Consider the following 21,378-nt stretch of genomic DNA (forward strand, 5'->3'; position numbering starts at 1 on the left):
GCCGGGTCGTTCGTCCAACCGGTCCCCCGCAGACAGGGGGGCTTGGGGGAACACTCACGCCGCCACGCGCACCGCTTGTCCCAAGGCGAGCGCGAGGTCCTCCTGCAGGTCCTCCAGGTCCTCCAGCCCTACCGAGTAGCGAATGAGCCCATCGGTGATGCCGCGCCGCTGCCGCTCGGGCGCCGGGACGGATGCATGCGAGTGCCGGGCGGGCACGGTGACGATGCTCTCCACCGCGCCCAGCGACACGCCGAGCAAGGGCAACTGGAGCGCCTCCACGAAGGGGGCCGCCCACTCGTCGCGTGCCAGCCGGAAGGACACCACCGCCCCCGCCCCCGGGTAGAAGACCTCCTTCACCTCGGGCCTGTCCGCCAGCCAGCGGGCCAGCCCCGCCGCCGTCCTCACCTGGCGCTCCATGCGCACGCCCAGCGTCTTGATGCCTCGCTGGAGCAGGAAGCAGTCCTGCGGGCCCAGCACGGCACCCACCGCGTTCTGGAGGAAATACACATCCTGCGCCAGCGCCGCGGTCTTCACCGCCACCGTCCCCGCGACCACGTCGCTGTGCCCGCCCAGGTACTTCGTGGCCGAGTGCACCACGATGTCCGCTCCCTCGGTGAGCGGCCGCGACACGTACGGCGACAGGAACGTGTTGTCGACGATGAGCAGCGCGCCACAGGAGCGCGCGAGGATGGACATCGCGAGGATGTCCGTGCGCTTGAGGAACGGGTTGCTGACGCTCTCCACGAGCAGTGCCTTGGTATTGGGACGGATGGCGGCGCGCACCGCCTCCGGGTCACTCGTGTCCACGAAGGTGGCCTTGATCCCGAAGCGGCTGAACACGCGCGTCAGCACGCGGTAGGTGCCACCGTAACAGTCGTCGGTGATGACGAGGTGGTCCCCCGCGTTGAACAACATCAGCACCGTGGAGATGGCGGCCATGCCGGAGCCGAAGGCGAAGGCGGCGTGGGCCTCGTCCAGCTCGGCGAGCACGCCCTCCAGCGCCTTGCGCGTCGGGTTACCCGAGCGCGCGTAGTCGAACTCGCCGGGCTGATCCAGCCCCGGCTGGTCGAACATGGAGACCTGGTAGATGGGCACCGCCGCCGCGCCGGTGGCGGGATCAGTTTCATGCCCGGTGTGCAGCAGGCGCGTCGCGAAGCGGGTGGGCACAGCGGGCTCCTTCGAGCGCTTGGGCCAGGTCGGCGATGATGTCATGACAGTCCTCGATTCCCACGGAGAGGCGAAGCAGTCGGTCGGAGATGCCCAGTTGCTCCCGGCGCGCGACGGGGATGTCGGCGTGGGTCTGGGTGGTTGGGTAGGTGATGAGCGTCTCGACGCCGCCGAGCGACTCGGCGAAGAGGCACACCTGGACGGAGGCGAGCACCCCAGGCACCAGGGCAGCCTCGGTGACGTTGAAGGACAGCATGCCCCCCACGCCCGGGTAGAAGACACGCTCCACCAGCGGGTGCGCGGCCAGCCACGCGGCGACCTCGCGCGCGTTGGCCTGGTGCTTCTCCATGCGCAGGGCCAGCGTCTTCAGCCCGCGAATCACGAGGTACGCGTCCTGCGGCCCCAGGATCGCGCCGATGCCATTCTGGAGATACGCGAGACGCTCGCCCAGCGCCGCGTCACGCACCACCAGGGCGCCCGCCACCACGTCGTTGTGCCCGGCGAGGTACTTCGTCGCGCTGTGCACCACGATGTCCGCGCCCAGCTCCAGCGGACGCTGCAGCCACGGCGTGAGGAAGGTGTTGTCGACGATGAGCAGTGCTCCGGCCTCGTGCGCGATGTCGGCGAGGGCCGGAAGGTCCGCCGTCTTCATCAGCGGGTTGGTGGGGGACTCCACGAGGATGGCCCTCGTGTTGGGGCGCAGCGCGGCCCGCACCGCCTCCGGACGCGTGGTGTCCACGAAGGTGAAGGGCACGTGGAGGATGCGATCCACCAGCCGGTACGTTCCGCCGTAGAGATCCTCGGTGAGGAGGACGTGGTCCTCCGGCCCGAAGAGCTGGAGCGCGCAGTGCAGCGCGGCCATGCCGGAGCTGAAGGCGAGGCCCTGGCTGCCACCCTCCAGCCGAGCCAGCGCGTCCTCGAGCGCGCTGCGGGTGGGGTTCTTCGTGCGCGAGTAGTCGTAGCCGGTGGACTGGCCGAGCGCGGGGTGCTGGTAGGTGGCGGACTGGTAGATGGGGACGGCGACCGCGCCGGTGGTGGGGTCCCGGCGCACGCCCGAGTGGACGAGCGCGGTGGCGAGTTTCATGGAAGGGGCTCTTTCAGTCGGTGAGGGCAGGGGAAGAGGTCAGCGGCCGCGCAGCGCCTGGGAGATGCGGAGGATGTCGGCCAGCACGCCCGAGGCCGTCACCGCGCCGCCCGCGCCCGCGCCGCGCACGACGAGCGGGAAGTCGCTGTGGCGCGTGGTGGTGAAGGACACGAAGGACTCGGCGCCGCGCAGATCCGCCCCGGGCTGGCCGGCCTCGATGGCGACGGGGCCCACGCGGATGACGGGCGAGTCGGTGCCCACCTTCGACGGATCGATGCGCGCCAGGTAGCGCAGCACCGTGCCGGCACTCCGGCAGCGCGTGACACGGTCCGCGTAGGCCGCGTCCAGGGCCTTCAGCCCGTGGAGGAACGTGTCCACGGAAGCGCCGGGCCGCGGGTCCTCGGGGACGAAGGGCTCCAGCGCCACGTCGGAGAGGGACAGGGGAAGCCCCAGCTCGCGGGCGAGGATGAGCGCCTTGCGCGCCACGTCCGTGCCGCTCAGGTCCTCGCGCGGGTCCGGCTCCGTGAAGCCACGCTCCTTCGCGGTGCGCACGGACACGGACAGCGGGACACCGGCCATCAGCTCGTTGCAGATGAAGCCCACGCTGCCGGACAGCGACGCGGTGATGAGGCGCACGGTGTCGCCCGTGCGGACGAGGTTGGCCAGCGTGTCGATGACGGGCAGGCTGGACGCCACCGTCGTCTCGTAGTGGTAGGCGACATGGTGGCGCCGGGCCTCGGCGAGCAGCGCCTCCCGGTCATCCCACGGCAGCGCCAGCGGCTTCTTGTTGGCCCCCACCACGTGGATGCCCCGGCGGAAGGCCTCCGTGTAGAGCGCCTCGATGCCGCTCGCGGCGGTGCAGTCCACGAGGATGGGCACGGGCAGCCGGCGCAGCTCGTCCAGCACCGGCACCAGCGTGCGCGTCTCCGGGTTCACCGGCTCCACGCGCGCCAGCCGCTCCTCCAGTCCCTCCAGCGGCAGGCCCGCCGCGTCGAACAGGACGCGCCGGCTGTCGGCGAGGCCCACGACTCGCAGGGCGATGCCGTGCTTGTCCTTGAGCAGTGCCTGCTGCGCGCGCACCTGCGCCAGGAGCTGGCCACCCACGGTGCCCCGGCCGAGGAGGAAGAGACTCACCTGCTGGTGCGCCAGGTTGAAGGCCGCGTGCGTGGTGCGCACGGCGATGGCGGTGTCCGCCGCGTCCACGACGCAGGAGATGGAGCGCGAGCTGGCACCCTGGGCGCTCGCACGCACGTTGACACCCACCGCGCCCAGCGCGCTGAAGAAGCGCCCGGCCACATTGACGCCTTGCCCCATGGCCTCGGCCACCAGTGTCAGCAGCGTCACCGGCTCGCGGATGGCGAGGGGCTCCACCTCGTGCCTGGCCAGCTCCTGGGTCAGCTCGTTCTCCACGGCGCCCCGAGCGCGCAGCAGGTCCGGCCGAGGGACGACGACGGCGATCGACTGGCCATTGGCCGACTGCGTGGACAGCCACACCGTGACGCCCGCCTCGCGCAGCGCGGCCAGCACGCGCTCGCCGAGCTGGAACTGGTCCGATAGCTTGCGCACCTCGATGCCGAGCAGCGCGAGCTCCTCACGGGTGGCGATACACGTGGGCCGCTGGCCGTCGCGCGAGCCGATGGCATCGATGAGCGTGCCCGGGTGGTCCGGGTGCATCGTGTTGCGGATGCGCAGGGAGATGCCCGACTCGATGAGCGGAATCATCGTGCGCGGGTGCAGCATGCGGACGCCGACGGCGGCCAGCTCCAGCCCCTCGCCGTGGGTGAGGTGCGCGACGGGGTAGGCGTCGCTCACGAGGTCCGGGTCGGCGGTGTGCAGGCCCAGCACGTCCGTCCACACCGTGACTTCCGTCGCGCCGATGCCCTGGGCCACCAGCGCCGCGGTGTAGTCGGAGCCATTGCGCCCCAGCGTGGTGGTGCGCCCGTCCGGCGTCGCGGCGATGAAGCCGGGGAGGACGGGCACGGAAGCCCTCCAGCCCGCCACGGACGCCTGGAGCCGCTCGCGCGTGCGAGCCACATCCACCCGGGCCGCGCCGAAGCGGTCATCCGTCACCAGCAACTGCCGCGCGTCGCGGAAGGTGGCCTCGGTGCCCGAGGCCGTGAGCAGCTCCGCGAGGAGCGTGGCGGAGACCAGCTCTCCGAAGGAGAGCACCCTGTCGCGCGAGGGCGCCGAGCACTCGCGGGTGAGGGAGATGCCCTGGAGGAGCAGCCGCAGGGGAGCGAGCAGGGACTCCACCCGCTCCGCGAGCGCCGTGGTGCGCGCCGGCTCCAGCGCGGCGGCGTTCGTCTTCGCGAGGTGGGCGATGCGCTCCACTACGGCCAGGGAGCCCTCGAGGTCTCCCTGGGTGGCGAGCCCCGCCGCTTCGATGAGCCAGTCCGTGGTGTCGCCCATGGCCGAGACGACGACGGCGAGGGGCCCCTGTTTCGCGTGTCTACCAATCAGCTCGATGACCTGACGGAGTCGCGGGGGCGAGCCCACGGAGGAACCACCGAACTTCATCACCTGGAAGGGAGTGCTGCTCATCTGCGAACCTCTGGAGGGCCGCGCGGGCCCGGGAAGACAGTCAAAGGCAGACACGTTCCGCGCTCCGGGCACACGAAGGCCCGTCGCGGCGCACGCGCGCCCACGGCATGAGAGGAATCAGGAGGAAGTGGAGCCCTGGCGGACGCGGACTAGCGCTCGCCGCCGGGCCGGCGCATTCGAGCGTGGCCCGCGCGGAGCTGGCGCATGCTCGTGGCCGAGGGACGGCACGGCATGAGTCGGTCAGCGGCGACGTTCAGGGATGCGGCAAGGGTGGATGGAACCACGGGGGCCCTCTCTCACCGAAGCGGAGGGGTGGCCTCTGCTTCGGACGCTTGAATTGCCCGGGAGGTATTTCTCCTCGAGCCGCATCGTTTGGACACCTTGGAGGTCCGACTCCAGGTTGTCGGGCCACCGCGTGAAGCGGAGGCCGCTCTGGATGCTGGGACAGCAGATAAACGCACTGCGGGCGCCTGTCAACCCCTTATTGGAAGGAACCCCTCTCTACACGCTTCCCTGGTCAGGGTGGTCAGGGCGTTTGAAACGACCACTGTTGATTCGTGCCGCCGGTCCACTCCCACTGCTGAACATTTGCTCCGTCGGCCGTGGAGCTGCCTGCCACCTCCAATGCCGACCCACTGCTGCTCACGGGTGTAAGGCGATAGAACCCGCCACTCGTGGCGGTGATGGTCCAGTGCTGGTTCGCGGCGCCCGTGTAGGTGCCGATGTCGACATTCGTTCCGTTGGCCGTCGAGGTGCTGGTGACCTGCAGGGCCTTGCCGCTTTCCACACCGATGAGCCGATACACGTTGTTGCCCAGATGGGTCAGCGCCCAGCGCTGATTGTTCGCTCCGCCATAGGACCACTGCAACACATTGGTGTTGTCCGCCGTCCCATGCCCCGCCACATCGAGCGCCTTGCCGGGGCTAGCGCGCGGGGTGACGCGGTATGTTCCGTCAGCGATGATTTCATCGCCATCGCCGCCATGGTTGCTCAGGAACTGTGTCAGCGGCGAATACCACTTGTTCGCAATCTTGACGATGCCCGCGTCGTTGGGGTGCACGCCATCGTAGGTATCCGTGGCCGGGTTGAAACCGGTCCATTGATCCACGACGACGATTGGCGAAGCCGTCGTGCTCTTGCTCGCCGCCCAGCTGGGAATCGCGGCGTTGAACTCGATGGTTCGCCGCGGACATTCCGCGCAGCTACCGGGCGCCACTGGAAGGATCTGCGCCACCAGAATCTTCATGTTTGGATTGCTCGCGCGCATCTGGTCCACGAGCTTGCTGAATGCAGCCAGAATCTGGCTGGGCGTTCGCGCGCTCCAGACATCGTTGGTGCCGAAATGCATGAGCACGATGTCCGGGCGTGTCGCGCTCAACCAGCCGGGGAGAAGATTCTGATCCGCCACGTTGGTGGCCAGATATCCACCATGGCCCTCGTTGTCGCCGTCGTAAGCGACACCGCACCCCTGGGGCGGCAGCGTGCCGACGAAATCGATATGCGTGAAGCCGGTGCTTTGCAGTTGGTTCCACAGCAGCGCGCGCCAACACCCCGGCGATCCGGTAATCGAATCCCCGAGCGGCATGATGCGTGTCTGTGCATCTGCCAGTCGCGGGCAGGCAAGCAGCACGAAAAGCAGAACGGCCAGGATGCTCGTCAAGCGCGGCGCAGGAGTCCGGAACATGACACTTCCTCGTGTGCTATGCGAAAGCTTCTATGGGTGCGCGAGCAGGCGTACACGCCCGTGCGGCGGGATGATAGTGCACTGCCCGTGAAATTCTGTCAAAACGATTTTTCCGCGAAATTGCTCCTCGATTCGACGTGCCTTGAAAAATCACAATGCCACTGCCAATCGCTTGCATTGATGTGCGGCACCCAGCCATTGGTGTCTGGGGTTCTGGTCGGAACGACTCCTTTGCACGCAGGCGAACACGTCCGTCAGCAAAGTGCACGATCCCGCATGCGGCATCGAAAGCGCGAGCGTGTTAGAGCCAAGTTGTTGCAGAATCCCTTCCGCCGCTGCCCACTCTCCAAGCTGACCTCGAAACATCTCTTGCGGCTGCTGGCATCCTGCCCAGGTGGTGCAGGTATTCCTTGAGCATGTCAAAAGGTGAAGCGGTCTCTCACCTTGCGCGCCTGATACTGCTCCAACTTCTCGAAGGGGAAGGGCTCACCGGACTGTCCGAAGACCCAGCGGCCACCATCATTCATTGCATAGATGGTGCGGAGGTAGTTGAGCCAGTCCGTCTGCTGTGGGCCGTACAGCTCGAATATGACGGTCCCATAACGACCCTTGTCCTGTCGGAGTGTGTGGGGCACCGCGACCACACGCATGCCCCGGCAACCCAGCGTTTCGGCCATGTAGGACATAGCGCTCGCGGCATCGGTCCCCTGCCATCCGTTGTCGACGTATGCCGTCCAGGGACTGCGCGTTGGGATGAAGAGATGCCGCCGCCTCTCCACATCGTTCAGGGGCAGCAAGGTGGAAAGGGTCTGCTCCAGGGGGCCTGAGACCGGGGATACGCCCACGGCGATGCCACGGGGCGCCAACAGCCCTCCCTGCCACGCCGCGTAGGCGCGGGCAGTGCGCTCCGCATTCTACACGACGAACACGGACTTGGCGCCGGGCGTGGTGTGGGAGGACCCCAATGGCAGCGAGGTCCTCTTCTACTCCTCGCTGGAGAACGGCTTCCGGCTTTTCCGCCTCACGGGCTGGGACACGTTCGCGCGCCAGCGGGGGACCGTCCGCGTCCAGGGTGGCGTGGTGCGTGAGAGTGCGCGGACCTATCCGGTGCCGGCCAGGCAACAGACCGGGCAGCGGGGGGCCCCGACGGGAAGCACTACACGGAGGTCAGACGGTTGGAACGGTTCCTCCGTCGATGACGTACTCGCTTCCGTTGATCGACGCGGCCCGGTCGGACACCAGGAATGTCACCAGTTCAGCGACCTCCTCAGGACGCCCTGGGCGACCGATAGGAATGCCGCCGAGTGAAGCCATCAATCGTTGTCGTGCAGCTTGTTCGTCGATACCAGCTTGGCTGGCGAGCCGGAGAATCAACGCATGCGCGGCCGTGGTTTCGATGAACCCAGGAGCAACCGTGTTGACCCGCACGCCCTTCGGACCGACTTCCTTCGACAATCCCTTGCTATAGGTGGTCAGCGCGGCCTTCGCCGCCGCATAGGCCAATGTGGCTTCGAAGAGGGGCAGGCGTCGCTGGATGGATGAAATATGAATGACGACTCCAGCGCCCTGCTCCAGCATCCGCGGCAGCAGTCCCCTGTCCAGCCGTACGGCGGCGAGCAGGTTGCTGTTGAGGGCCTGCTGCCAGTCGTGATCGCCAAGGGCCAGAAAGCCCCCACCCGGAGCGGATGAGCCCCCCACGTTATTGACCAGGATGTCTACCCCCCCGAAGCGCTCGAGTACCTCCTTGATGACGGTGTCCGTGCCTTGAGGGGTGCTGAGATCCGCCTGGATGAGCAATTCAGGCGTCTGCCAATCGGCGGGAATGGATCTCGCGGTGGTGATGACGGTCGCTCCGGCACGACTCAAGCGCTTCACGATCGCTTCGCCCATTCCCTTGGTTCCACCGGTGACCAGTACGCGCTTGCCCTTGAATTCATGTGCATCGGATGGGGTGTGGGTTGATGGATTCATCGTCTCGGTTCCTGGTTGAGTTGCTGATAGGCAGCGTACGTCCTGGTGCCCTTGGCCGTCAGCGGCCCCGGATGCACCAGTACGTTGCATGGATGACAAGATGAAACTACGGTTTCGAAATGACAAGAACGCACGAAGAAGTAAGACCCTTACAAAAAAGTAAGTCCTCGGACATGACACCTGCCTCGGCGGCGGATGGTGTCGAAGCGGCGCTCAAGATCCTGGAAGGCCGGTGGAAACTGGTGATCCTCTTTCATCTCTTCGGCGGCCAGGTGAAGCGGTTCTCGGAACTGGAGCGAGCCATCCCGGGCGTCACGCAGAAAATGCTGGCTCAGCAACTTCGTCAGCTGGAGGTTGACGGGGTCGTGCAGCGCATCGTCCACCCGCAGGTGCCCCCCAAGGTGGAATATCGCCTGACGGACTGGGGACAGGCGCTGTGCCCGGCGCTCGACGCTCTGCTGAAATGGGCAGCGCTCAGGCCTTCATCCGAACCCGTGGGTGAACCACCTGAAACGTGAAGAGGTGTCCAACCCAGAGCACACACGACTGAGGGCGCAAGAGCCCGGGAAGGTGTCAGAGGCTGTTGAACAGGGGCGGTCAGGCAATACGGCGAAGCATAAGCTTTATCATGCCCAGGTGGATGAAGGCTTCGGAGGACTCCTCCTTGCGCTCGTCGTCCTTGGTCAGACGTCTGTTCCGGTTGAGCCAACCGAAGGTGTGCTCGCCAATACGGTGACCCTGCCGCATAGCAGGGTCAGTTCGGTGAGCCCCGACAGGTAGTGCTGGCCGAGCTAGTGGGGCTCGTCGAGCGGGAGCAGGTAGTGCTTGTACGCCCAGTGGGCGATCTTCTTGCCGAGGCCCGCGCCCACCTCTCCCGAGTGGCGGAAGTGCATGCCGCCCCAGACCCGCGCGCTCACCACCTCATCGACGGCATCCGAGACGTGGAGGAACGTCCGGGTGCTGCAGGACGCGCTCGTGACACGCAAGGGCTGCTTCAGCCGGCCAGGGAAGAACTTCGCGAGCACGTACACCCCGCCGCCGCTGACCATGGGATGGCCCGCCGGATACTCCTGGTTCGGAGGGGTGGTGAGGAAGGGCGTCCAGCTCACATCGCCGTTCTCACGAATCACGGTGATGGGGCGCCAGAAGTTCCACCTGTTCTTGTTCTCGATGTTGGAGATGATCGCGTCGGCCTGCACGAGCGCGAGGAGCGCGAAGATGCGAGCGCTCTCGTACAACCCGGTGCCATGATCCAGGACGAGCTGCTGGGCGATCAGGCCGGGCGAGCCGAAGTTGCTCTCCACACACGTGCCCCACCAATGCGCGGCGAGGGACTGGTCCGCGGTGCGAACCGTGCTCTGGATGTCACCATAAGCCCGGGTCTCCGCGACGTCCCTCTGGAACCGCTCGCTGGTGATGTCCAGAGGAGGGGGCGACATGAACTGCGAGGCCTGGGTCAGCGTCCAGGGCGTCACCCGGTTCCACCAGAAGAAGGGCGGGAGGTTGTTGGACGGCCAGGGCGGCACGGGCCGCCAGACACCGGGCGCGGGAGCGGGAAAGGTGTACTGGAGATTGTCCGGGTTGTTCCAGCCATCATTGGCGCGCACCGTCCAGAGTTGCTCCGCCGCCGCCTCGCCGACGCGGATGCCCTCCGTCTTGGCGGGACCGTCCGGAATGGACGCGAGGGAGGTGGTGTAGAGCGTCTCGATTTGCCCGAGCAGCTCGGTGTTCTCGGGGTGGACCGTCTGGGTATAGCGGCGCAGGGCCCAACGCGCGGCGGCGGAGGCCGCGGCCTCGGGGGACGCACCGGCGGAGGCGGGCACGGGGGGCAGATAGGTGGTGTATCGCCGCGAGCCGGGGATGGAGTTGAGCGCGTTATGCATCGCGACGTGCATCAGGGCCGCGCCGCGCGTGTGTGGCGTGAACCGCGGCGTAGGCTCGAGCCTCAACATCAGGTGGTTCCATTCGGCGACCACGTTGGCATGGGCCGAGCCTGGTGCGGCGACCATGAGCCCCACGAGAAGCACCGCCGCCAGGGCTCCCTGGCGGTGACGAGGTTTCCCCCGAGGCCTTTGCTCCCAAACTCTTCCCCTTGCAGCCACGACGTGCGTCATCGGCGTTCCTCCCAGAGTCATGTGTTCATGAGACAGCCAGCGCGGCGAACCTCCGCGCGCGAGGCCGGTGAGGAGGCCCCGAACAGGAGCCCTCGCCAGCCTCCGCTGCTCCCGCGCCATGATGGCAGTGTTGCCCGGAGGGCGCCAACTCGCCGGGGACCGCGTCACACCGCTACGTCAGCGGCAACTTCAGTGTGGCCGTGGCCCCCTTCCCCGGCCCTTCGCTTTCCAGCGTGAGCTGCCCGCCCAGCATCCGCGCCGCCAGTGAGCTCGAGTGCAGGCCCAGGCCATGTCCCCCCTCGCGGGTGGTGAACCCCTGGGTGAAGAGCCGCGCGCGCAACTCCGGTGCGATGCCCATGCCGCTGTCCACCACCTGGATGCGCGCCATGTCGTCCAGCGCGTCGAGCCGCACGTGCAGGTTGCGCTGATTGGTGGGGACCGAGGCCATCGCGTTCCTGGCGTTGCTGATGAGGTTGATCAGGACCTGCAACACCTTGTGCTTGTCCACCCGCACCGCGGGTAATGTGGACAGTTCCTGGACGATGTTGACGCCATGGCGCTTGAGCGCGGGCAGCTGGATGCTCAATGCGTCCTTGACGAGGCTCGACAGATCGCACTCCTCGGTGACGAGCGTGCTGCGGGCGTAGGTCTGCTGCACCTGGACGATGGCCCGCACGTGGTCGATGTGCTTGTTCATCGCCTCCAGGCCCTCCTGCAGCGCCGCGTGCTCGTGGAGCAGCTCGTCGGCGAGAATGGAGAGGTAACCCGGCAGATGGGCACCGCGGGGATCTCGCGTGAGGAAGTCGGCCAGGGCTCCCTGGTGCTGTTCGAACATCGAGGAGACCTGCTTCACCCGCCGCATGCGCGAGGCGCTCACCGTCTGGGTCAGGACCTGGACGTTGATGACGGCGCTGGTGAGGACGTTGCCCACGTTGTGGAGCACGTTGGTGGCCACCTCGGCCATACCCGCCGCGCGCGCCGTGTCCACCAGCTGGGCCTGGGCGTGCCGGAGCTCCCGTGTGCGCTCCTCCACCCGCTTCTCCAACTCGTCGTTGGCGCGGCGCAGGGCGGCCTCGGCACGCTGGAGCTCGGTGTACAGCCGCGCGTTCTCGATGGAGATGGTGGCCTGGGAGGCGAGGTGTCCGAGCAGGGAGGTGCGCACGGGAGTGAAGGCATTGCTGGCCAGGCTGTTCTCCAGGTAGAGCACCCCCCGGAACTCCTCCTGGCGCACCAGGGGAAGGCACAGCACCGAGCGGGCCCCGCCGCGCTGGAGCCACGCATCGGAGGAGAACGGGTGGGGCTGGGAGGCATCGCCGATGAGCACGTGCTCCCGTGTGCGCCGGACGTAGGAGATGAGGGTCCACGGCAGGCGCTCGTCCCGCGGGTCGGCGGACTCCTCCAGTGAGGAGTCCACGAGGGCCACCACCGAGAGAGTGTCACCCTGCGGGAGCAGCAGGGCGCCCCGCTGGGCGCCGGCGTTCTCGATGGCCACCCGCAGCAGCGTGTCCCCCAACCTGTCCAGGACGATCTCCCCGGAGATGGCTTGCTGGGCCTTCACCACGGTGAGCGCGTCGATGTGCGCGGAGTTCGTGTCCGTGGTGGTCGCCTCCTCGGGCGAGAGGGCGGGCGGGGGCGGCCATTGGGCATCCAGGTGCTGGACCTTGCCCAAGGCGCCCCAACACAGGTAGGCCTCCCGGGCCTTGCGAGCGTAGGCCTCGGCGATGGTGGGCACTGCGCGCTCGGTCCAGAAGCGGGCCGCCAGCTCGCTGGCCAGGGCCAGGTCATGGATGCGTCCCTGCTCGCGGGCAGCCTGGATGGCCTCTTCGTAGGCGCGGAGGGCCTCGAGGTCATGACCCTGGAGGCGGGCCAGCTCCGCGGACACCATGCGCTCGAGCGCGCGGAAGTTCTCGGGGCAATGGCCCGTCCACTCCGAGAGCCGCGCATGGTGCCCACGGATGACCTCGAGGGTGGCGCCCCTCGACTCCGGCGCCATCTTTCCGTAGCAGGCGGCCAGGGTCAGGGCATGGAAGAAGTGGAACTGCAGGAGCTGGATGCGGCCCAGCAACGACCAGCTCAGTTGGGCGGCCTTGTCCGCCGCCTCCCGCGCCTCGTCGTACGCCCCGCCCATGAAGCGCGACTGCATCTTGAGGAGCCAGTACACGCACCGGGCGAGGCTCGTGCGCTCCGGCGTCAGCCTGGCTTCGAAGGCCTCCTCGGTGAAGTCATCTCCGTTCAGCGACTGGAACGAGACGGTGCGCCCCCGGAGCTGCTGAGTGAAACGTTGGTAGATGTGGACGACGTCCCGCACGTCCACGAAGCCGCTCATCCGCACGAAGTCCATCCGCGCGATCGACTCCTGATAAACCTCCTCCAGGGAGTGCCCCAGGGTGAGCCGCTGCGAGACGATGTGCGTGCAGCAGAAGCCGGCGACCTGGAACTCACTGGCCTGGAGCGCGTACTGGAAGGCCCCGCGCAGGAAGCCCAGGGACTCGGAGAGGGGCTGGAGCCAGTGGCTGATCATCCCCATGCCGAAGAACGCCCTTGCCCGGAGCGCGACCCCGTCGTAGCGCTCGGCGAGCGCGCAGGCGAGCTGGCCAAAGGCCAGGCTCTCCCGGTAACGCTTGAAGGCAAGCCCCAGCACCATCCCATACGAGGAGTACCCGTGGACGGAGGCCGGCGTGTTGCCATGCCGGATGCTGAGACAGACCAGCTTGCACAGGTGGAGCAGGTGCAGGTGAGGGTCCGTGTTGAGCGTCGGCGAGTACAGTGCCACCAGGAGGCTCATCACCGCCTCCTTGACGGGATCGCTCAGGCGGGGCAGCTCGACGAGGCTGGAGATGGACCTCTCCCCCAACAGCGCCCCCACCTCCTCGTGAGCGGCCACCACTTCCTCCCAGGAGGGCCGCGGGGAGAGCGGCATTCCCATCATCGACAGGCCCTCCAGGAGGCTGGCGACGGCCACCTGGTTCTCGCCGGCGGCAACGTGGAGGTCGCACTTCAGCCGGTAGAGCGCGGCCATCTCCGCCGGAGTGCGCGTCCGGCTTCGGAGCTCCTCCACCATGCGGCGCGCCTGGGCGGCGTTGCCGCTCATGAACTCGCAGCTCGCGTGATCCAGCCGGAGCTTGAAGGCCAGCGCGTGATCCACCGCCCAGGGATCTCCGGGGAGGAGCCGGAAGCCCATCGCCAGATAGGTGATGGCCGAGCGGTATGCGGTCGACGCCCTGGCCCTCGCGCCAGCCTCGGCGTTCAGGCGTGCGACGCGCAGGCGCTCCTCGGGCTCGGTGATCAGCTCCGCGCCGGTATTGAGCTGCCCCACCACCTCGAAGAGGTTCTTGCGCACCTCCTCCGGCGACAGGCTCGCCAGCAGCAGACGGCCCACGCGCAGGTGGACGGCCTTTCGCTGGTCCTCGGGGATGAGGGCGTGGGCCGCCTGGTGGATGCGGTCGTGGAGGAAGCGGTACTGCTCCGGGCCGGTGGTGGCCAGCACCCCCTCCTGGAGCGCCAGCTCGAGGCCCTGCTCCACCTCGCCCGGCTCCTCCACTCCCGAGATGAGGAGCAAGGTCCGCAGCGAGAAGGTATTTCCCACGCATGCCGCCAGCCGCAGCAGGTGCTGCGTTCGTGAGGGGAACTGGCGCAGCCTGGCCACCATGAAGTCGACGACGTTGTCGGAGTAGCCCTTCGCCTGGGCGCCCTGCGCGTCCCAGCGCCAGGTGCCCTCGGGCGTGCGCACCAGCAGCCCGTCCTGGTGGAGCGTCTGCAGGAACTGCAGGAGGAAGAAGGGGTTGCCTCCGGTCTTCTCACGGGCCAGCGCCGCCAGCGGCCCGACGAGCTCCGCGCTCGCGCCGGGGAGCGTGTCCGTGACGAGCTGCCGGACATCCTCGATGCTCAGCGGCTCGAGCTGGACGTGGGCCATCCGCGCACCCGCCTGGCGCAGCTGCTCCAGCGTCTGCGTCAGCGGGTGGGTGGAATGGACCTCGTTGTCGCGATAGGCGGCGATCAGCAGGAGCGGCGGTGTCTCCGGGTGGGTCAGGAGATGCTGGAGCAGCTGGAAGCTGGCCAGATCGGCCCACTGGAGATCATCCATGAAGAACACCAGCGGGTGCCCAGGCGTGGCGAAGACGCCAAAGAACCGGCAGAGCACCCGATGGAAGCGCTGTTGGGCCTGGGAGGGCGGCAGCTCCTGGACGGGCGGTTGTCTGCCCGTGACGAGCTCGAGCTGCGGGGCGATGTCCACCAGGACCTGGCCCTGACCCTCCCAGGCGTCGCTCAGGTCCCGACGCCACCGCGCCAGCTCCTCATCGGTGCCTCCGAGCAGCTGCCGCGCCAGCCCCTGAATGGCCCTCGCCACGGTGGCGTAGGGGATGTCCTGCTGGAACTGGTCGAACTTGCCGCTGAGCAGGAAGGACCGCTGCCGCACCACGGGCTTGTGCAGCTCGTTGACCACCGAGGACTTGCCGATCCCCGAGTAGCCACTGACCAGGACGAGCTCCGGGCGACCGCGCTCGGCGACGCGCTCGAAGGCCTGGAGCAGGACCTTGGAGTGGCTGTCGCGCCCATAGAGTCGCTGGGGGAGTTGGAAGCGGCTGGGGTAGTCGTGCCGGCCTGGCACGAAGTCCTCGCTCACACCCCGGCTCAGGCTCTCCCGGCATCGCTCGAGATCGGCCTTCAGGCCCTCGGCGCTCTGGTAGCGCTCCTCGGCGACCTTGGCCAGGAGCTTCATCACGATGGCGGACAGGACGGGCGGCAGATTCTTCACCCGTGCCGTCAGGGGCAGCGGGGCCTGCGCTATGTGGGCGTGGAACCACTCGAGCGCGTCGCGGCCGTGAAAGGGGCGCTGGCCCGCCAGCAGCTCGTAGAGTGTGATCCCCAGGGAGTAGAGGTCGGTGCGGTAGTCCACCGAGCGATTCATCCGCCCGGTCTGCTCCGGGGACATATAGGCCAGTGTGCCTTCGACCAGGGGGGCTTGCGTCACGTCCACGTGCTCGACGAGCTGGAGGCTGGCGGTGCCGAAGTCGATGAGGCGCGTCTCCCCCGAGGGCGTGAGGAGGATGTTGGAGGGCTTGAGATCCTTGTGGACGATGCCGCGGCGATGCAGCTCCGCGACCGTCGAGGCTACGGCGATGGCGAGGTCCACGGCCTGGGTCACCTCGAGCGGCTCGCCGGTGGACTCGGACAGGGGCGTGCCGTCTACGTCCTCCAGGAGGAGCACCGGCCGGCCCTGGAGCTGCTCACATGCATGGGCCCGGATGACGCCGCGCACGTCCTGGAGCCGCTGCAGGATGCCGAACTCGCGGAGGTAGTTCTCGCGCTCACGGGGACCAGGGGCTGAAACCAGCGGCGTCTTGAGAATGAGCCTCAGGCCATCGGCAGCACGTATCGCCCGGAACAGCAGGCTCGTACCCGTGGTCTTGAGCACTCCGAGCAGGGTATAGCCAGGAATATTCAGCATCCAGGCGAAGTGTACCGTTTCAGGCGCGGCCGGGCTGCAACCGCCAGCGGGCCCAACCCCCCTGAGGAATCCTTGCTGGACAGGGCGGCCATGGCCGACGCGTGCCCCAAGGGGAATTCACGGGGAGTGCACCAACTCATGCGCTCCAGGTGGTGCCGCACCTTGGCGGCAATAACTTGCACACGAAACGTTCATGCGACGCTTTCCAACCTGGGCTGATGAGGTGGCACGGGACCTGGGTGCCATCCACATCGTCATCAACAACGCCGGCATCTCCCTGGGCGCCACCATCGAAGACACCCGCTACGAGGACTTCGAGTGGCTCATGGGCATCAACTACCCTGATACCTCGAGTCGCCAGAGCCAACAGGCCCAGGCCCCTGCCGCGCCCTAATAGAGGGCGGCCCGGACAGGCGTGTACCCCAAGGGGGCTGCGCGGCCTCTGCACCGGCCTGGCACACCGTTCGGTCAGCCCCGGGCTGCCCGAGGAACCGCGGAGCAAGTAGACTTACCACCGCACCCTGGGCGTGGCGGGACTGAGCGGAGACAGACAAATGAAGAAACACGACCCGCGACACGGCCACCTGGCCGAGGTCTGGGGCGATACGGTCGATCTGCGGCACCTGGCGTGGTCCATCGCCATCGGACTCGTCGTCAGCCTGGCCTGCTTCCTTCTGGCCAGCCATCTCCTGGCGGACCGGGTCGGCAGTGCCGCGCTCGCACGTGCCTACGCGATGCTGGCGGGTCTGGTCGGCTGCGTTCTGTCCGGCGTCATCTGCGGCGCACTGTTCCCTCCCAAGCGCGAGGTGGTGGAGGACGGAGCGGCCGATCCGTCGTGGCGCCAGGAGGTGCTGAACGAGCTTGCTGCGCAGTCCGGCGGACTCGGAGCGGTCGACGAGCTGCCGCCCTCGGTGGTGAGTGAGATGAAGGCGCTGCACCTCTACGAATTGTTCGCGAACTTCCAGCCGACCGTGCCTGACGCCGCCGTAGCCTCTTCCGGGACCGCCCCGGCGGTACGAGCCAAGGAGCCGGGGATGCCCCAGGTCGCACTTCCGACGACGGAGGAGTGAGAGTGCAAGCGGACCTCCTGAACCAGCTCCTGGTCGCCGCGGGCATGGGGCTGCTCGGTGCGGTGGTGTTCACCGCCATTGGATTGATCTCCGGGACCGACGAGACGACGACGCTTGCTCCGCCGACCCTGCTGGTCGCGCTGCTGGGCGTGCCGCCCGCGGGCGTCTTCACCTTCTTCCTCGCCGGAGCGGTCGCCAAACACATGACGCATGCGGTCCCCACCGCGCTGCTCGGCATTCCCGGCGACACCACCGCCATTCCACTGCTGCAGGACGCCAACATCCTGCGCAATCTCGGCGTGCCGCACATCGCGCTGCGCAAGATGGTGTCCGGAGGGCTCCTCGCCGCCTTCCTGGCGGTGCCGCTGGCGGTGTTGTTCGCCGTCCTGCTCGCGCCCTTCGGGGACATCATCTCGAAGTCGGCGCCGTGGATCTTCCTGACAGCTGCGGTGCTGATCGCCTACCTGTCTGGCGGCCGTTGGGCGTCCGTGGTCACGCTGGTGCCCTTCGTCCTCGTCATCGTGGCGTTGCAGGCGTTCACGGCCAGCCGCGGCGTCAAGCTCAGTGTGAGCTACTTCCTCGGAATCGCCATCGGCCCGCTGGTGGCCGACCTGTTCTTGGTGCTCTCCCCGATCGAGGGTCCGCGCATGCGACGCGACCGCGTCCGGACGTTCTCGCTGGCTCCGGACGTCAAGAGCTGGTCGGGTTATTTTCCCAACCCGTTCAAGGTGCTCGATGCCACCCAGACCCGCTGGACGTTCGCCGCCGCGGCGGTGTCGAGCGCCACGTTCGTGTTCAGCCCGGTGGCGATGACGGTGGTGATGGGCGAGGCCGTGGGCTCACGCATCAAGCATGCGTATCACCGTCTGACCACCGTGCTGGCCGCGCGCAACGGAGTGACCGAGGCCACCTACATCGCCGAAGTGCTGATTCCGCTGATCGCCTTCGGGCTGCCCTTGAGTCCGGTGGCGGCTGGCCCGGCGGCGCCGCTGTTCAACGCGCCTCCGCGGTTCACGGTGGATACCGCCACCGGGCAGACGCACAACCTGCACGACCTGCTCAGTCACTGGGAGTTTCTGGGTTACGGCATGCTGTCCGTGGTGCTGGCGGCACTGGTGTCCTACCCGTTCGCCATGAACCATGCTCGGCGGGCGGCGCTGTTCGTCTCGCGCAAGGTGAGCCACGAGGCCATCATCGCCACCTTTGTCGGCCTGATCATCGTCATCAGCGTCTGGGAAGGCCAGCTCCTGGGATTGCTGGTGATCCTGGCGATGGGACTGCTCGGCGGGTTGTTGTCGCGCACCCTCGGATTCAACACGGGCGTGCAGTTCATGGGCTACTACACCGCGGTGCTCACCGTACCCGCGTTGCTCAAGCTGTTCTCGTGAGGCTTGCGGCGAGGCCCCACTCCGGGCCCGCTCGGCCTGCACGGAGCGGCCCAGCACCTCATCGAGCGTCGTGGAAGATGATGCCCACCGTGTGGCGCTGACCGGAGCGTAGCCGGCTCACCCCATGCCTCATGTTGACGCGGTAGTACCCACGCGTTCCCTTCACCGGCCGGTGGTGCACCGGGAAGATGACGCCGTCACCTTGCCCCAGCGGCACCACCTCCGCGCGGGACTGCATGCGGGGCCGCTGCTCCGTGAGCACGAACTCGCCACCCGTGAAGTCCGCCCCCGGCACCGACAGGAGGAAGGCGACCTGCAGCGGGAAGACGTGCTCCCCATACAGGTCCTGGTGGAGGCAGTTGTAGTCCCCCTCGCCGTAGCGCAGGAGCAGCGGCGTCGGCCGTGTCTGCCCAGCCTCGTGGCAGCGCTCGAGGAACGCCGCGTGCGCGTCCGGGTAGCGCACGTCGAGGCCCATCGCCTCGTTCCAGCGGTTCGCGATGCCCACCAACGGTGGGTACAGCGTCGTCCGGAGCTGCGAGACGACATCTGGCAGCGGCCAGGCGAAGTACTTGTACTCCCCACGTCCAAAGCCGTGCCGCGCCATGACCACCCGGCTGCGGAACAGCGCGTCCGACGGATAGCACTCCGCCAATTCCAGACACTCCGCCGGTGAGAGCAGCCCGCCCACGGTGGCACAGCCGTGCGTGTCCAGGTCCGTGGCGATGCGCTCCCAGTCGAGCGCCGCCACACGCTCCGGGAGGCCAGGGGCCCTGCGGCGGCGAACGGCGGCGGTGCTTGCTCCGGAAACCATGAGGCGCTCCCTTTCGAGTTCCTACCGTGGGAGATGCCGCATCCGTCCCACGAGAGCGACCCGGAAGTTGCGACGACCTCAAGCTCCCCACGGTTCGGGGGCGAGCAATGCCGCACGACATTGTGGGGAGCGCCTTTCACCCGAAGGCGAGACGGAATACCACCGGATGCTCCGGCGCGTGTCCGACCCGATAGGGCGTCTCCCCGGTGAGGGTCCGCAGCTCGCCGGTCCCCGTGCCCGGGACGATGTGCCCCCGGCTATCCGCGAAGCCCGCGCGGTACTCCCCGTCGGAGTGGATGACGAAGCTGCCGCTCTTGCCGAGCACGCTCCCCTCGAACCGCTCCAGCTCCACGAAGGTGGCGCTGCCGTCCGTGCGGTACACCATCAGCGATTCGGTAACCGATGTGCCCTCGAGGTCACCCCGGTAGCGCTTCGTGTACCGCGCCTTCGCGAGCTTCACCCCGTCCGCCTCGGCGTAGGGCTGCTCGTCCCAGCCGGAGACGGAGAACACCGCCTTCACTTCCCTCGTCGTTTCCATGCCCTCCTCATGGCTGAATCGGCGGATGCCGTATTGTACAAACACGTCCGCATGGCCCCGCTGCGCCACAAGACCGAACGCCCCCGAGGCATCGTGCACGGCCCCGGCCAGGGCCAGGCCAACGGTGAGCCGGTGCGCCTCCTGCGCCTCGAGCCGCCCGCGGAGCTGGCGCCCTACGTCGAGCACTTCTGGGTGGTGCGCTGGTCGCTCCCCGCCGGGCAGACGCTGGAGCAGGCCACGCTCCCGCACCCGGTCGTGCACTGGACGGTCGAGGGCACGCGGAGCGAGCTGCTGGGAGTGACGCGCGGGCGCTTCGTGCGGCGGTTGAGCGGCTCCGGCCGGGTGGTCGCCGCGAAGTTCCGCCCGGCGGGCCTCTGCGCCTTCACCCGCGAGCCGCTCCACACCCTGACTGACCGGGAGGTGCCCGCCTCCCGCCTCCTCGGCGCGAAGGTGGGGCGCGCGCTACGGGGTCTCGACGCGCTGGGCGAGGAGGAGGCGGTGGAGAGGCTCTCGGCGGCGCTGAGCAGCCTCGAGATGACGCCCGACCCGGCGGCGGACGAGGCGCGGCGCATCGTCGAGCATATCGCCGGCAATCGGGAGGTCACGGCGGTGGAGACCGCCGCGCGGTGGGCCGGGTTCACGGTGCTCGCCCTCCAGCGGCTCTTCCGGGCCAAGGTCGGCGTCAGCCCCAAGTGGGTGATTCAGCGCTACCGGATGCACGAGGCCCTCGAGCGCCTCGCGACGGGCGCCCTCTCGCGTTCCGGCACGCCGGGCTTCGCCGAGCTGGCCCTCGAGCTCGGCTTCACCGACCAGGCCCACTTCTGCCGGGTGTTCAAGCAGTTCGTCGGCGAGTCGCCCGCGGCCTACGCGGACAGGGTCCGCCTCGAGCGCACGAAAGGCTCCTGAGCGCTCGGACATCACTCCCAAGCATCGCGGTGATTCACCGGGGCAGGCGCGCCTTCATGGCTCGCGAAGCCGTACGAGCCTCCAGGCGAGGGGCATCCACAGGCCGGCGATGACGGCCTTGAGCAGCCCACCGGGGAGGAAGGGCAGGAAGCCCTTGTGGAGGGCCGTGGAGAGTTCGAGTGAGGCCGCCACGCAGAGCCAGGACACGCCAATGGCCAGGATGATGAGCTGGCCAGTCAGGAAGAGCAGGACGGCCTTCCACGGCTGCCTGTCGAAGCCGTGCCGAGCCGCGAGACCCACGAGGAAGGCCGCGGGGATGAAGCCCACCAGGTAGCCACCAGTCGGCCCGAACACCTGTGCCCAGCCGCTGGCCCCCTTGGAGTAGAACGGCAGCCCCACTGCCCCGAGTAGGACGTAGGCGAACTGCCCGGCCATGCCCCGCACGGGCCCGAGCGCGGCGGCCGTGAGGACGACCGCGAGCGTCTGTCCCGTGATGGGCACCGGGGAGCCCGGCACCGCGATGGCGACCTGCGCGAGCAACGCGGTGAACAGCGCGGCGCCGAGCACGAGCGCCCCATCATGGATGCGCGTGCGGGCGAAGACGTCGGCCAGGACGCGAGGCGGTGGCGAGCCGGTGCCCGCGCTCAAGGCCGTC

16 protein-coding genes, 1 pseudogene and 1 riboswitch are annotated in these 21,378 nt (G+C 68.1%); of the genes and pseudogenes, 5 read left to right on the top strand and 12 right to left on the bottom strand.

Translation table 11 applies throughout. From position 1 onward, the window contains the following. Positions 1-54: 54 nt before the first annotated feature. From F0U60_RS07020 to F0U60_RS07045, 6 genes are all read right to left on the bottom strand, one after another. On the bottom strand, positions 55-1,212 hold the full coding sequence (locus F0U60_RS07020; protein ID WP_395815686.1) for a trans-sulfuration enzyme family protein: 1,158 nt from the start codon (positions 1,210-1,212) through the stop codon (positions 55-57). After that, entirely contained in the window at positions 1,124-2,251 is a 1,128-nt protein-coding gene (locus F0U60_RS07025) for a trans-sulfuration enzyme family protein (protein ID WP_395815688.1), read from the bottom strand. The genes F0U60_RS07020 and F0U60_RS07025 overlap by 89 nt, the downstream gene beginning before the upstream one ends. Positions 2,252-2,290: 39 nt before the next feature. Continuing rightward, complete coding sequence (gene thrA, locus F0U60_RS07030) at positions 2,291-4,792, bottom strand: bifunctional aspartate kinase/homoserine dehydrogenase I (protein WP_395815690.1); 2,502 nt, start codon at positions 4,790-4,792, stop codon at positions 2,291-2,293. A 323-nt stretch (positions 4,793-5,115) separates the two neighbouring features. Further along, a riboswitch (SAM-I-IV-variant riboswitch) is annotated at positions 5,116-5,237 on the bottom strand. Between the two features lie 81 nt (positions 5,238-5,318). Further along, entirely contained in the window at positions 5,319-6,476 is a 1,158-nt protein-coding gene (locus F0U60_RS07035) for an RICIN domain-containing protein (protein ID WP_395815692.1), read from the bottom strand. A 419-nt stretch (positions 6,477-6,895) separates the two neighbouring features. Continuing rightward, positions 6,896-7,153, bottom strand: a complete 258-nt coding sequence (locus F0U60_RS07040; RefSeq protein ID WP_395815694.1) for a hypothetical protein — start codon at positions 7,151-7,153, stop codon at positions 6,896-6,898. 490 nt (positions 7,154-7,643) lie between these two features. Then, complete coding sequence (locus tag F0U60_RS07045; protein ID WP_395815696.1) at positions 7,644-8,447, bottom strand: SDR family oxidoreductase; 804 nt, start codon at positions 8,445-8,447, stop codon at positions 7,644-7,646. A 173-nt stretch (positions 8,448-8,620) separates the two neighbouring features. Here F0U60_RS07045 and F0U60_RS07050 point away from each other — a divergent pair, with 173 nt between their 5' ends. Then, entirely contained in the window at positions 8,621-8,965 is a 345-nt protein-coding gene (locus F0U60_RS07050; RefSeq protein ID WP_395815698.1) for a winged helix-turn-helix transcriptional regulator, read from the top strand. A 79-nt stretch (positions 8,966-9,044) separates the two neighbouring features. Here the strand turns inward: F0U60_RS07050 and F0U60_RS07055 are convergent. The 3 genes and pseudogenes from F0U60_RS07055 to F0U60_RS07065 all read right to left on the bottom strand — a co-directional run. Further along, a pseudogene (locus F0U60_RS07055) lies at positions 9,045-9,176 on the bottom strand (IS5/IS1182 family transposase); the annotation flags it as partial. Between the two features lie 62 nt (positions 9,177-9,238). Further along, complete coding sequence (locus F0U60_RS07060; RefSeq protein WP_395815700.1) at positions 9,239-10,456, bottom strand: vanadium-dependent haloperoxidase; 1,218 nt, start codon at positions 10,454-10,456, stop codon at positions 9,239-9,241. A 277-nt stretch (positions 10,457-10,733) separates the two neighbouring features. Further along, positions 10,734-16,010 (bottom strand): AAA family ATPase, encoded by a 5,277-nt coding sequence (locus F0U60_RS07065; RefSeq protein ID WP_395815702.1) that lies wholly within the window; start codon positions 16,008-16,010, stop codon positions 10,734-10,736. Between the two features lie 193 nt (positions 16,011-16,203). On the opposite strand from F0U60_RS07065, the gene F0U60_RS07070 reads away from it, so the two are divergent. The 3 genes from F0U60_RS07070 (at position 16,204) to F0U60_RS07080 (ending at position 18,468) form a co-directional block, all read left to right on the top strand. Beyond that, complete coding sequence (locus F0U60_RS07070; RefSeq protein ID WP_395815704.1) at positions 16,204-16,404, top strand: hypothetical protein; 201 nt, start codon at positions 16,204-16,206, stop codon at positions 16,402-16,404. Positions 16,405-16,564: 160 nt separating this feature from the next. Then, complete coding sequence (locus F0U60_RS07075; protein ID WP_395815706.1) at positions 16,565-17,080, top strand: hypothetical protein; 516 nt, start codon at positions 16,565-16,567, stop codon at positions 17,078-17,080. Between the two features lie 2 nt (positions 17,081-17,082). Beyond that, a complete protein-coding gene (locus tag F0U60_RS07080) occupies positions 17,083-18,468 on the top strand; it encodes a tripartite tricarboxylate transporter permease (protein ID WP_395815708.1) in 1,386 nt (461 codons plus the stop codon). A gap of 58 nt (positions 18,469-18,526) precedes the next feature. Here the strand turns inward: F0U60_RS07080 and F0U60_RS07085 are convergent, their stop codons facing one another. Beyond that, positions 18,527-19,279 (bottom strand): 2OG-Fe(II) oxygenase, encoded by a 753-nt coding sequence (locus F0U60_RS07085; RefSeq protein WP_395815710.1) that lies wholly within the window; start codon positions 19,277-19,279, stop codon positions 18,527-18,529. Between the two features lie 136 nt (positions 19,280-19,415). Then, positions 19,416-19,817, bottom strand: coding sequence for a DUF3224 domain-containing protein (locus tag F0U60_RS07090; RefSeq protein WP_395815712.1), 402 nt, complete (start codon positions 19,815-19,817; stop codon positions 19,416-19,418). A gap of 33 nt (positions 19,818-19,850) precedes the next feature. Between F0U60_RS07090 and F0U60_RS07095 the strand changes: the two genes are divergently transcribed. After that, positions 19,851-20,723, top strand: a complete 873-nt coding sequence (locus tag F0U60_RS07095) for a DUF6597 domain-containing transcriptional factor (protein WP_395815714.1) — start codon at positions 19,851-19,853, stop codon at positions 20,721-20,723. Between the two features lie 54 nt (positions 20,724-20,777). Here F0U60_RS07095 and F0U60_RS07100 read toward each other — a convergent pair whose 3' ends face one another. Next, on the bottom strand, positions 20,778-21,371 hold the full coding sequence (locus tag F0U60_RS07100; RefSeq protein ID WP_395815716.1) for a biotin transporter BioY: 594 nt from the start codon (positions 21,369-21,371) through the stop codon (positions 20,778-20,780). Between the last annotated feature and the right edge of the window lie 7 nt (positions 21,372-21,378).

It is taken from the genome of Archangium minus (assembly GCF_044360475.1).
In the GTDB taxonomy this organism is placed as follows: domain Bacteria; phylum Myxococcota; class Myxococcia; order Myxococcales; family Myxococcaceae; genus Archangium; species Archangium minus.